At 68.5% G+C, this 11716-nt stretch carries 9 protein-coding genes; all 9 read right to left on the minus strand.

Going from position 1 to position 11716, the window contains the following annotated elements:
* Nucleotides 1–141: 141 nt before the first annotated feature.
* Nucleotides 142–1626 carry an FAD-binding oxidoreductase gene (locus tag AP428_RS26460; RefSeq protein ID WP_011548636.1) on the minus strand — a complete coding sequence of 495 codons (1485 nt, stop codon included), beginning with the start codon at nucleotides 1624–1626 and terminating at the stop codon, nucleotides 142–144.
* A gap of 11 nt (nucleotides 1627–1637) precedes the next feature.
* On the minus strand, nucleotides 1638–2879 hold the full coding sequence (locus tag AP428_RS26465; RefSeq protein WP_011548637.1) for a thiolase family protein: 1242 nt from the start codon (nucleotides 2877–2879) through the stop codon (nucleotides 1638–1640).
* A gap of 25 nt (nucleotides 2880–2904) precedes the next feature.
* Complete coding sequence (locus AP428_RS26470; protein ID WP_011548638.1) at nucleotides 2905–4458, minus strand: class I adenylate-forming enzyme family protein; 1554 nt, start codon at nucleotides 4456–4458, stop codon at nucleotides 2905–2907.
* Between the two features lie 42 nt (nucleotides 4459–4500).
* Nucleotides 4501–5631: a trans-acting enoyl reductase family protein gene (locus AP428_RS26475; protein ID WP_011548639.1), complete on the minus strand. Its 1131-nt coding sequence runs from the start codon at nucleotides 5629–5631 to the stop codon at nucleotides 4501–4503.
* A gap of 173 nt (nucleotides 5632–5804) precedes the next feature.
* On the minus strand, nucleotides 5805–6476 hold the full coding sequence (locus AP428_RS26480) for a c-type cytochrome (RefSeq protein WP_011548640.1): 672 nt from the start codon (nucleotides 6474–6476) through the stop codon (nucleotides 5805–5807).
* Entirely contained in the window at nucleotides 6477–7958 is a 1482-nt protein-coding gene (locus AP428_RS26485; protein WP_011548641.1) for an FAD-dependent oxidoreductase, read from the minus strand.
* A 44-nt stretch (nucleotides 7959–8002) separates the two neighbouring features.
* Nucleotides 8003–8971 carry a YCF48-related protein gene (locus AP428_RS26490; protein WP_011548642.1) on the minus strand — a complete coding sequence of 323 codons (969 nt, stop codon included), beginning with the start codon at nucleotides 8969–8971 and terminating at the stop codon, nucleotides 8003–8005.
* A gap of 32 nt (nucleotides 8972–9003) precedes the next feature.
* Complete coding sequence (locus AP428_RS26495; RefSeq protein WP_011694909.1) at nucleotides 9004–9288, minus strand: hypothetical protein; 285 nt, start codon at nucleotides 9286–9288, stop codon at nucleotides 9004–9006.
* Between the two features lie 31 nt (nucleotides 9289–9319).
* Entirely contained in the window at nucleotides 9320–11680 is a 2361-nt protein-coding gene (locus tag AP428_RS26500; protein WP_011548644.1) for an RND family transporter, read from the minus strand.
* Nucleotides 11681–11716: the final 36 nt, after the last annotated feature.

Genomic DNA, 11716 nt, shown 5'->3' on the forward strand with positions numbered 1-11716 from the left:
GGCTTCGTCGAATGGACGCTCCGTGCCTTACGGAGCGCCAACGACTATACCCGATGCGCGCGGCATTTTCCATCGAGCCGCCCTTGCGTCGGGCGGCCCGGCCGAAGGCACGTTGGCGTGTCGCGACGATCACACGTGCCGCTACGCCGGCCGCACCTTGCGGTTCACGCGTTCGTCGAGCAGGTTCGCGACGCCGAGCATCGCGGTCATCGCACACCATCGCAGCGGCTCGGGCGGCACCGACGGCGTCTTGTGCGTCAACGCGTCGAGCAGCGGCGATCGTCCATCGTGAATGCGTTCTGCCAGCACGCGCCCGATCAGCGATTGCGTGCCGACGCCATGCCCCGAACACCCGGCCGTGTAGAACACGTTGCCGTGCGCGCCGGCCGCGCCGACCACCGGCAACGCATCGCCCGCGAACGAGATGTAGCCGCTCCAGCATGCGCGCACCGGCACGTCGCCGAGTTGCGGAAAACGCGCGTGCAGCGTCTTCAGCAGCGCGCGATACGCGTCGTCGTCCGGCACGTTCGGCGTCTGCGAGCCGTACACGTAATGCAGCCGCTTGGTGGTCAGCAGCAGCGTGTTGCGCGCGGTCAGGCGGTGGCTTTCCATCGTCAGGTGCGACGTGACGATGCCCTCGCGATTCGGCCAGCCGAGTGCCGCGAGCTGCGCATCGGACAGCGGCTCGGTTTCGAGCGCCGACACGCGCAGCGGCATCACCTTGTCGCCGAGCAGGCCGAGTTGCGGCGTGTACGCATTGGTCGCGAGCACCAGCACCGGCGCGCTCGCGCTGCCGCGGGCGGTGCGCACACGCACCGTCTCGCCCGCGTCGAAGTCGAGCAGCGCGGTGTTCTCGTAGAGTTTCACGCCAGCCGCGAGCGCCGCTCGCCGCAAGCCCGCCACGTACTTGCCCGGATCGAGCGTGCCGCCACCCGGCACGTATGCGCCGAACAGGAAGGCCGGCGGAATGCCGCGTTCGCGCATCGCTGCACCATCGAGAAACTGCGCGGGCGAGCCGAGTTCGATGCCGGTGGCCATGCTTTCGCGCAGGCGCTTCTCCTGCGACGGATGCACGCCCGCGCGAATGATGCCCGACGCGTGGTAGTCGCAGTCGATCGCGTATTCGACGAGCTTGCGTTCGACGTACGCGACGCCTTCGTCGTAGAAGCCGACGATCCGCCTGGCCTGCTCGTGGCCGACCCGCTTGAGAAACAGCTCGTATTCGAGGCCCTGGCCGCCGGCGAGATAGCCGGCGTTGCGTCCGCTCGCGCCGAAGCCCGCGAACTCGCGTTCGAGCACGACGACGCTCGCGCCGCGCGCCGCCAGTTCCAGCGCCGTGGACAGGCCGGCGAAGCCCGCGCCGACGATGATCACGTCCGCCTGCACGTCGCCTTCAAGCTCAGGTTGCGCGCGCTCGGGCGCGTCGATCCAGCCGCCGATCGGACGATACTTCCGCAACGCGGCATCGGCGCGCATTTCCTCGCCCCAGCGCGCGAGCGGCCCGGCCGCCGCGGCGCCCGCCGCCTGCATCGCCGCCGCCGCGCCGACCCCGCCCGATGCCGGTCGCGTCGCCTGCCCTGCCTGTGCTCCCTGCCCGAGCGCCATTGCGCCGTGTGCATCGCCCATGTCCGCCTCCGTCAGTCCCTGCTGAGAATGTGAATCGCCAGCGCGGCCTCTTCGACGCCCTGCAAGCCGCCGCCGTTCTCCTGGATCGCATGACGCGCGCCGTCCACCTGCCGCGCACCCGCTTCGCCGCGCAACTGCGTGACCAGCTCGTACAACTGCCCGATGCCGGTCGCGCCAAGCGGATGGCCCTTCGATTCGAGGCCGCCCGACGTGTTGATCGGGATGCGGCCTCCGAGCGTGAACTCACCGCGCTCGGCGGCCGGACCGCCTTCGCCGAGCGGCACGAAGCCGAGGTTCTCGGCCTGGATGATTTCACCCATCGCCGACGCATCGTGCACTTCGGCCACGTCCATGTCCGCCGGCCCCATGCCGGCCTGCTCGTAGGCCTGCAACGCGGCGAGCCGGCCGATGTGCTTGTGCGGCTCGTCGATGCGCCGCCGCGTGAAGCTGCGGATCACGCTCGCGGCGATCCGGATGCAGCGGCTGCGATCGGCGCCGATGCGCTCCAGCCCATCCTCCGTGCACAGGATCGCGGCCGCCGCGCCGTCCGACAGCGGCGCGCACATCGGCAGCGTGATCGGGTACGTGATCGGCGCGGCCGCCAGCACCTCGTCGATCGTGAACGGCTGGCGGAACTGCGAATACGGGTTGTGCACCGAATGCCCGTGGTTCTTCGCCGACACGGCGGCGATCTGCCGCTGCGTCGTGCCGTACGTGTGCATGTGGTGCCGGCACATCGCCGCGTAGATCTTCATGAAGCGGCTGTACGGGCGCTCGGACTCCGAACCGGGCGGCGGCTCGATCCCTTCGCCGAGCCGCGCGAGCGTCGCGAAATTCTCGTCGACGCGCGATACGTCCCAGCCGGCCTCGAACAGCGCGAACGATTTCGCCTTGTCCGCGACGTTCATCTTTTCCGCGCCGAGCGCGAGCGCGACGTCGCACGCGCCCGACTGCAGTTCGCGCACCGCGAGGTGCACCGCCGTACTGCCGGACGCGCACGCGTTCTCGACGTTGAACACCGGAATGCCTTCGAGGCCGATCTTGCTGAACACGACCTGGCCGGGAATCGACAACTGCCCCTGCAGCGGGCCGTTGGTGATGCCCGCATAGAACGCGGCGCGGATCGCATCGGCGTGGCAACCTGCGTCCCGCAATGCGCGTTGCAGCGCCTCTCTCGCCAGATCGTCGAGGCTGCGGTCGAGATGCCGGCCGAACACGGTCATCGCGATACCGGCGATGTAGATGTTGCTCATCGTATGGAATCCATATGAAGCAGGTTCAGATCCTGCGTTGCTGACCCTGCCAGTACTGTTCGCGCAGGTCCTTCTTCAGCACCTTGCCGGCCGTGCTGCGCGGCAGCGCCGCGACGAAGTCCACGCTCTTGGGCGCCTTCACCGAGCCGAGCTTCTCCTTGCACAGCGCGACGAGCTCTTCCGCGCTCACCTGCTGCCCGGCATTGAGTTCGACCACGGCCTTCACGGCCTCGCCCCATTTGTCGTCGGGCACGCCGATCACCGCGCAGTCCTGCACGGCCGGATGCGCCCAGATCACCTGCTCGATCTCGCTCGGATAGACGTTGAAGCCGCCGCTGATGATCATGTCCTTCTTGCGGTCGGTGATGTGCAGATAGCCGTCGCGATCGAGATGGCCGATGTCGCCGGTGTGCAGCCAGCCGTCGACGATCGTCTCGGCCGTCTTGTCCGGCGCGCGGTAGTACCCCTTCATCACGAGGTCGCCGCGTACGCAGATCTCGCCGGTTTCGCCCTGCTTCAACACCTCGCCGCGCTCGCCGACGATTTCGACGCGCACCAGCGGGTTCGGGCGGCCGACCGACGCGAGCCGCGTGTCGGACGCGAGCTTGCCGTCGACGAAATGCTCGGGCGGCGTCAGGTACGAGATCGACGCGGGCGCCTCGGTCTGCCCGTAGCCGCCCGTCATCACCGGGCCGAACACGTCGATCGCGCGCTTGAGCTTCTCGACCGACATCGGCGCGGCGCCGTACAGGAAATAGCGCAGCGACGAGAAGTCGACCTGCTCGATGCCGGGGATGTCGAGCAGCCGGTAGATCACGGTCGGCGGCAGGAAGAACTCGGTCACGCGATGCTTGACGATCGCGCCGAGCAGCAGCGCCGGGTCCGGCTTCGGCAGCACGACCACCGTGCCGCCGCGCGCGGTGCACGGCAGCGACATCATGCCGGCCGTGTGCGTCATCGGCGCCGCGGCCAGATTGACCGGGCGCGCATCGTCGTACGTCATCGCGATCATGAATTGCGCGAAGTATGTCTGCAGCGAACGGTGCGTGTTCATCACGCCCTTCGGCGCGCCCGTCGTGCCGCCCGTGGCCGACAGCGCGACGACGTCGTCCATCGTGTAGTCGACGACCGGCGGCGTCGCCGGTTGGTGCTCGCTCCACGAAGCCAGCGACGGTGCCCACGGCAGGTCGGCGTCGAGGCACACCCACAGCCGGATCTTCGGCAGGCTCGGCCGCAGCGCATCGATCGCGGCCGCGAACGCCTGATGGAAGAACAGCACTTCGCAGTCGAACGCATCGAGCACGTACTGGTTCTCGGCCACCGCGTTGCGGCCGTTCACCGGGATGTACGCGAGCCCGGCGCGCCACATCCCGAGCGCGCAGCTCCAGCCGATCACGTCGTTGTCGGCCCACACCGCCGCCTTCGCCTCCTTCGCGAAGCCGGCGGCGAGCAAGCCGTTGGCGATGCGGCACGACAGCTCGCCGATCTCCTGGAACGTGTAGTTGCGATCGCCCTGGATGTACGCGATCCCGTCGGGATTGAGCCGCCAGCCGCGGTCGTAGAAATCGATAATGGCCATGTCACAAGTTCCGTTGGGTCTGGTCCGGTGCGGCGGCGGCCGTCACAGTTGCGTGACCGTCGCGCGCGCGAGCCCGCGCTGTTCGAGGAAGCCGAGCAGGTAGCGATGGCCGAATGCCTTCGAGCCGGACGCGAAGCCGGTGCGCGCGGTATCGCCGTCGAGCAGCTTGAGCACGCCGGCCGCGTGAATCGCGCCCGTCGAGATGTACGGCGTGACGCCATGCACGGTCGCGCGCACCGCCGCGAGCTGGCCGCGGCCGATCGCGAAGTCGACGCTGCGCTGGATCGTCGTGCGCTCGCGCGGCGGCATCGTCGGCGTGGTCGACGCGACGACCTGCTTCAGCACTTCGTCCTGTTGCTCGCGCGGCAGGTGCTTGTATTCAGCTTCCCACTTCTGTCCGAACTGGTGCACCAGCTTCATCACGTTGTTGTCGTAGAAGCCCACGCACGAGATGCAGCTGCGCACGCGCGCATCGTGCTCGAAATAAACGGGCAGCGACGTGCCACCCCACGGCAGGCAGAACACCGGCTGCATCAGTTCCGGCGTCGCGACGGTGAACGACGCGTCCGCGGCGTGCGGCACGAGCGCCTTTTCCCACAGGTAGCAGGACTCGTGGCGCGCGCCGTCGAAGATCGTCGCGGTCGAGCCGATGCTCACGCCGGCCGCGCCGCGCGGGCCGCGGGTCAGCGTGGCCGTCTCCAGCGCATCGATGCCCGGCGTTTCGAGCGCGAGCTCGGCGGCGATCTCGGCGAACGTGTACATGTACGCGTTCGACGACGACACCAGCAGGCCGGCCTGGCGATACTGCTCGCCGAATTCGTCGCGCACCGCACGGATATACGACTGTTCGCCGGTCGTATCGAGATGGTGACAGCCGGCCTTCAGCGCGGCCTCGACGCCGACGAGCCCGAAGCTCGAGAACGGTCCGACAGTGTTGCACACCACTTTCGCCCCGCGGAAAGCCTTCACGAGCGCATCGACGTCGTGCTCCGCCTCGATGATTTCGTATTGCGCGGATTCGAGCCGCACGACGCGCTGCGCCATCATTTCCTTCGCGCGGGCCGCATTGCGCGCGACCGCCGTGAACGGGATGTTCTGGTCGATCAGCCAGTCCATGATCAACATGCCGGTGTAACCGCTTGCGCCATAAACGACGACGGGGTGCTTAGCCATGCTTGTCTCCTGAAACGTGAATTGTCGAGAACCGGTTCGGTTCGAGGTCGGGTACTGCTGCTTCGTATCCGGCGTGTTCTTTTGTAGAACACATTACCAATCTTAGGTCACTATGACAAAGTAAAGTGTAAAGAAAAAGGCAGGGTATTCCCGGGCCTGGCGCGTTTCGCGCATCACTTCGCCGCCCCGTCCGGCGACAGGCCGGCCAGATAGTGCGCAACCGCACGCGTATCGTCGCCCGACAACGTCGCGGCCAACGCATTCATCGCCCCGGTCGGATCGTGCCGCTCGCCCGAGCGGAACGCCGCCAGTTGCGCTTCCAGGTAAAGCTGCCCCTGGCCCGCGAGGCGCGGGGCCGGGTCCTTGCCCGTCAGCGCCGCGCCGTGACACGCGCGGCAGCTTCGCGCCTCCACGAGCGCCATTCCCCGCTTGTCGAGCGCCGCGTCGGCCGACACGGCCTCGTTGCGCGCCGGCGCCTGTCGCGCGAAGTAGGTCGCCAGCGCGGCGATCTTCGCGTCGTCGAGTTCGCGCGAAAGCGGCCCCATGTACGCGTTGCGGCGCTGGTCCGTGGCGAACGCGCGCAGTTGCGCGGCGATATACGTGGCCGGCTGGCCGGACAGCGACGGATACCATGCGCTCTGCGACTGCCCGTGCACGCCGTGGCAGAAGAAGCACGTCTCCTGCGGCTGCGGCCACGCGCCGCCGTTGGCCTTGTCGGCTTCGCCGATCGCGGTCATCGCCTTCTGGTAACGCATGCCGTCGATCAAGTCGGGGCCGTACAGCGTGCCGGCTGCCGCCACGCCCGCGATCACGAGCGCCGCGCCGATCATCCAGGTTCGTTTCATTCAGGCCTCCCGGCCGCGGCCGGCCAGTTTGCCGAGCGCCTGCAACGCCGCGCGGTGTCCGGAGCGCACCGCGCCGTCCATCGCGCCGGCCCACAGGTCGGCCGTCTCGGTGCCCGACCAGATCAGCCGGCCGGCTTCCGGGCGCAGGAACTTGCCCCATTTCGTCCAGAACCCGGGCGGCAACGGGTGGATGCACTGCAGCGTCCACGGATCGACGCGGCCCCAGTCGTAGTCGTGGAACTGCGTCGGATGCAGCGCCTTGTCGCCGAGCGCGCGCGCAAAGATGGCCGACAGCGTCCGCTCGGCGGCCTTCGGCTCGGCCGGCAGCGCGCCCGGCGCGACGAACGCAGCGAGCACGCCAACCGAGCCGTCCGGCGGCGAGTTGTCGTACGCCATGAACACCGGGCCGCCGACCTCGAAGATCTGTCCGTTGTAGCCGTCGTCGCGCCAGAACGGCCGGTCGTACACGTGCACCGTCTTGCGCATCGGCGCGTTCGCCGGCCAGTTCCGCTGCAACTGCGCGCGGCCGTCCGGCAGCGGCGGATCGAACACGATCTGCTGGCACAGCGCCGGATTGAGCGCGACGATCACCCGTCGCGCGCGCAGCACGCCGCGATCGGTCTGCACGTCGACCACGTCGCGATCCCAGCCCGAGATCTTGCGCACCGGGCAGGACAGTTGCACCTTCGACGCGCCGAGTTCGCTCGCCATCCGCATGCTCAACACCTGCGAGCCGCCGACGAAACGCGTTTCCTGTGCGCCGCCCTTGGTCGATTCGAGCTTCGCGTAGTCGCAATCGGCGCTGTTGATCATCGACAGGTAGTGCAGCAGCCCGAGCTGGGCCGGTGCGCCGCCGAGCGACAGCTTCGCCGCGAGGCCGAGGAAGTAGCCGTCTTCGTACGTCACGCCCTGCTTGCGCAGCCAGTCGCCGTAGGTCAGCGTGTCGAGCTCCGCCGCGTGCTGCGCGGTCCACGGTTCGCGCGACGGCACGCCGCGGGCGAGCGCACCGAGCTTCGCGCCGAGCGCGTCGTCGCCGCCCGATCCGCCGTGGAAATCCTGGGCGACGCGCGCGTCGCCGGCCAGCACGACGGTCTTGCCCGCGTAATAGGTCGGGAACGTATCGACGCCGAGTTCGCGGGCGAGGTCGGCGATCGCCGTCTGCCCCGGGCCGATCCACTGGCCGCCGGCTTCGGACACCACGCCGTGCCCGAGATCGTGGTTGTAGGTCCGCCCGCCGACGCGATCGCGCGCCTCGACGACGACGAACGATTCGCATCCGGCGCGCTGCAGGTCGCGCGCGGCGGTCAGCCCCGCGAGCCCGGCGCCGATGATGACGACATCGAACACGCCGCGATCGGCGGCTGCCGGCGCCGCGCCTTCCGCGAACGACACGTCGCCGGTAGCGAGCGACGCGGCGCCCGCGGCCGCGACGCGCAATATCTGACGCCGGGCCCGCATGTCCGGCTTGTGCTTGGGCTTCATTTCGGGTGCTCCATGCTTCCTCGTTTTTCTCGACCAGATTCAACTCACGGCGCGGCCAGCACGCCGTCCTGCGAAAACAGCACCGGCTTGCCGCGCGCGTCGATCAGCGCGGCGGTGAGCGTCGCCCGATCCGCGCGCTGCGCGACGTCGAACGGGCCGCCGGCCACGCGCTGCGTCAGCACGAGGCCGTCCAGCCCGACGCCGGTCAGCCCGCCGCCGGTCGCGACGAGATCGGTGATCGAGCTGCGCGTGCCGGTCTGCAGCGCCGCCCACGTCGCGCCGCCGTCGCGGCTCTCGAACAGGCTGCCGAGCAGCCCGCCGACCACGATCCGGCCGTCCGGCATCGCGACGCCCGACCACAACGTGCCCTTGCCGCCCGTCGGCAGATAGACCCAGTTCGCGCCACCGTCGGCCGACTTGAGCACCATCCCCTGTTCGGACACGACGTAGAGCGCATGGGCGGGGTCGGCAAACACGTGATAGAGATTGCGGTCGGCCTTGCCGCCGCCCGGCGGCTTCGGCAGCGTCGTGCGCGCCCATGTCTTGCCGCCGTCGTGCGTCTGCAGCATCAGCGACCACAGGCCGACGGCAATCCCGTCCCGCGCATTCGTGAACAGCACCGAGAACAGCGGCTGATCGACCGACGTATCGAGCCGCTGCGTGACCCATGTGTCGCCGCCGTCGTCGGTCGCGAGAATCGCGCCCCACTGGCCGACTGCCCAGCCGTGCTTCGCATCCGCGAACGACACGGCCGACAGCGTCGCGGACACCGGCACGCGCCGCGCCTGCCGCCAGGTCCTGCCGTCGTCGTCGGACAGCAGCACGATGCCGTGCTCGCCGACCGCGACGATCCGCGCTCCGGCATGCGCCGCATCCATCAGCATCCGGTGCGTCGGCGCGGCCCACGCATGCGCGGGCTTCGCGGCCCAGGCCGCCACCGTTCCATCCTGCGGTTGCGCGAAGGCCGCCACGGCGGCACAGAGCGCGGTACCGGCAACGAGCGTCTTGATCATCGATGAACCTCCGTAGTGGGTGTGCGCGGGTATCAGTGGCTGAACAGCACCGACCAGCCGGCATGCGCGACGCCGAGCACGACGACGGGCGGCTTGTCGACAGCCTGCGCGGCCGCCGTCTGACGCCCGGCGTCGCCGTCGCTCGACGAAGGGGTCACCGCCGCTGCGTCGACCGCGGTGTGGCGCACACTGACGCGTTTCACGTCGGTCGCGAACGCGTGGACCGGCGCGGGCTGCTGCGCGACCGTTTCATGAAAGCGTGCGAAGGCGGCCGCCACGAGGCAAAGTGCGCCGCAAACAGCGAAGGTCTTGACCATGACTGGATCTCCGTCGGGATGTGCGTCAACTTCAGTGACTGAACAGGCCCGGCGCGCGAGCCGGCTTGCGGCGCGGGAACCAGCGTTCGAGCAGCGACGCGAGCGCGGGCAGCGCGGTCATCGCCATCACCAGGTTCACGATGAACATGAACGCGAGCAGCTTGCCCATGTCCGCCTGGAACTTGAGCGCCGAGAAGCTCCACGTCGCCACGCCGATCGCCAGCGTGATCGCGGTGAAGATCGTGGCCACGCCCACTTCGAGCATCGCGTACTGCACGGCCTTCACGATGTCCTGCCCGCCGGCGAGATGCACCTGCAGCCGGTTGTAGATGTAGAACGCGTAATCGACGCCGATGCCGACGGCCAGCACCATCACCGGCAACGTCGCGACGGTCAGCCCGATCTGCAGCTCCTTCATGAACCAGTAGCCGATGAAGGTCGCGACCGACAGCGGCACGCAACAGGCGAGCATCGCGCGCCAGTCGCGGTAGGCGAGGAACACGAGCACCAGGATCGCCGCATACACGTAGAGCATCATCGGCAGCTCGCTCTTCTCGACCTCGTCGTTGGTCGCGGCGAGCACGCCCGCGTTGCCGGCGGCCAGCCGCACCGTGATGCCGGGGAACGGATGCGACGCGCGGTACTGCTTCACGTCGTCGAGGATGCGGTTGATCGTCGTCGCCTTGTGGTCGGTCAGGAACAGGTGCACGGCCGTCATCCCGCAGTCGCGGCTCATGAAGCCCTTCAGGCGCGACACGTCGACCGACACCGCGCCGTAGTTCTCGGCGGCGATCGGCACGACGTTCATCTTCGGGAAATCCTCGTTGTAGCCCTGGTTGTACGCGCGCAGCATCGCCGAGTACGACTGCACCGACACGACGCCCGGCTCGGTCTTCATCGCGGCCGAGAAGTCGTCCTCGTACAGCCCGACCGCCGGGTTGTCGCATGCCTTGCCGGTCGATTCGATCGCCACCGTCAGCCAGTCGAGGCCCATGTCGTAGTTGCCGGCGATCGACGTCGCATCGCGATTGAAGCGCGCGTCCGCGCGCAGTTCCGGCGCGCCCGGCTGCAGCGTGCCGATCACGCGATCGCGGCTTTGCCATGCGGCGAGGGCGAAGATCGCCACCGTCAGCGCGACCGTGATGCCCGCGTACTTCGGCTCCGCCACGCGGGCGAGCACGCGCAGCGGCTTCGCACGCTGCTGCGCGCGCTTCAGCGAAGCGTCCGCATAGGTTTTCGTGAAGTTGAAGCACGATGCCGCGACGGGCAGCAGGATCAGGTTCGTCACGATCTTGTACGCGACGCCGAGCGACGCGGTGATCGCCAGCTCGCGCACCATCGGGATCGGGATCAGCAACAGCGTGATGAACGACACGAACGCGGTGATCAGCGCGAGCACGCCGGGGATCAGCAGGCCGCTGAAGCTGTGGCGCGCCGCATCGAACGAACTCTGCCCGTGCGCGATCTCGCGGACGATGAAGTTCACCTGCTGCACGCCGTGCGACACGCCGATCGCGAACACGAGGAACGGCACGAGCACCGCGAGCGGATCGAGGCCGAAGCCGAGCAGCTTCAGCGTGCCGAACTGCCACACGAGCGACGTGAGCGAACACGCGACCAGCAGCACCGTGAAGCGCACCGAATGGCAGTACCAGTACACCGCGAGCGTGGTCAGCAACAGCGCGACCGCGCAGAAGCCGAGCACGGCCGTCGCGCCGTCGGCGATGTCGCCAATCTGCTTCGCGAAGCCGATGATCTGGATCTCGTAGCCGGCATCCTCGAACGGCTTGCGGATCTTCTCCTCGAGCAGGTGATTGAACGCCACGTAGTCGAGCACCTTGCCGGCGCTGTCGCGCTCGTTCAGCTCGGCCGTGATCATCGCGCTGTCCTCGCCGTGCGACACGAGCGTGCCGACGTAGCCGCCGAGCGTGGTCGCGCGGCGAATGCCCTGCACGCGGTCCGGCGTCAGCTGGTCCGGCGTGATGGTGCCCGGAATGATCGGCTCCGCGCGAAACCCTTCGTCGGTCACTTCGTTGACGAACGCGTTCGGCGTCCACAACGAGCGCACGCCGATCCGGTCGACGTTCGGCAGGTACGTGACGGCCTGCGTGACGTCGTATAGCCGCGTCAGCCCCTGCTTCGACCAGATCGAGCCGTGCTTCGCGCGCACCACCACCGTGATCCGGTTCGCGCCGAGCAGGTCGTTGCGATACTGCTGGAACGTGCGGATGTACTCGTGCCCGATCGGCATCTGCTTGTCGAAGCCGGCATCCATGCGCAGTTGCACGGCGAACACGGCCATCGCGACGGTGAACAACGCGATCGCCGCGAGCACGATCGCGCGATGACCGAAGAAGAGCCTTTCCAGGCGACTGACCAGACGATTGAGCACGACGTTACCCCTTCATGTATTGCGGCGGCCTGCGCC

The sequence above is a fragment of the Burkholderia sp. E168m22 genome (assembly GCF_001319805.1).
Lineage (GTDB): Bacteria > Pseudomonadota > Gammaproteobacteria > Burkholderiales > Burkholderiaceae > Burkholderia > Burkholderia orbicola.